The sequence below is a fragment of the Bacillus sp. 1021 genome, assembly GCF_014534735.1.
GTDB classification, from domain to species: Bacteria; Bacillota; Bacilli; order Bacillales; family Bacillaceae; genus Bacillus; species Bacillus siamensis.
Window position 1 is genome coordinate 1 of record NZ_JACVSR010000020.1, and the last position, 559, is coordinate 559.

Here is a 559-nt window from a genome sequence, read left to right on the forward strand (position 1 = left end):
TTTTTTCAAAAAAACTCTTGCTTTTTCTGAAATACATAGTATAATAATACATGTCATTAAAATGTCTGGTGATGATGGCGAAGAGGTCACACCCGTTCCCATGCCGAACACGGAAGTTAAGCTCTTCAGCGCCGATGGTAGTCGGGGGTTTCCCCCTGTGAGAGTAGGACATCGCCAGGCAGACTTCATTCCGCAGTAGCTCAGTGGTAGAGCTATCGGCTGTTAACCGATCGGTCGTAGGTTCGAATCCTACCTGCGGAGCCATTTATGGAGAGCTGTCCGAGTGGCCGAAGGAGCACGATTGGAAATCGTGTAGGCGGTAACCCCGTCTCAAGGGTTCGAATCCCTTGCTCTCCGCCACTAATTATTAATACATAACAAACGAAAAAATACCAGGGCCCGTTGGTCAAGCGGTTAAGACACCGCCCTTTCACGGCGGTAACACGGGTTCGAATCCCGTACGGGTCACTTATATGATGGAGGATTAGCTCAGCTGGGAGAGCATCTGCCTTACAAGCAGAGGGTCGGCGGTTCGAGCCCGTCATCCTCCACCATTATT

At 50.1% G+C, this 559-nt stretch carries 4 tRNA genes and 1 rRNA gene; all 5 read left to right on the forward strand.

The annotated features are described in order from the left end of the window. The first annotated feature begins 64 nt into the window (after positions 1-64). The 5 genes from rrf (at position 65) to ICW23_RS18785 (ending at position 554) form a co-directional block, all read left to right on the forward strand. Positions 65-180: ribosomal RNA gene (gene rrf / locus ICW23_RS18765) — 5S ribosomal RNA — on the forward strand. A gap of 9 nt (positions 181-189) precedes the next feature. Beyond that, positions 190-264 (forward strand) — tRNA-Asn (locus tag ICW23_RS18770). Positions 265-269: 5 nt separating this feature from the next. After that, a tRNA-Ser gene (locus ICW23_RS18775) sits at positions 270-360 on the forward strand. Positions 361-396: 36 nt separating this feature from the next. Further along, a tRNA-Glu gene (locus tag ICW23_RS18780) sits at positions 397-468 on the forward strand. Positions 469-478: 10 nt separating this feature from the next. Then, a tRNA-Val gene (locus tag ICW23_RS18785) sits at positions 479-554 on the forward strand. The last annotated feature ends 5 nt before the right edge of the window (positions 555-559 follow it).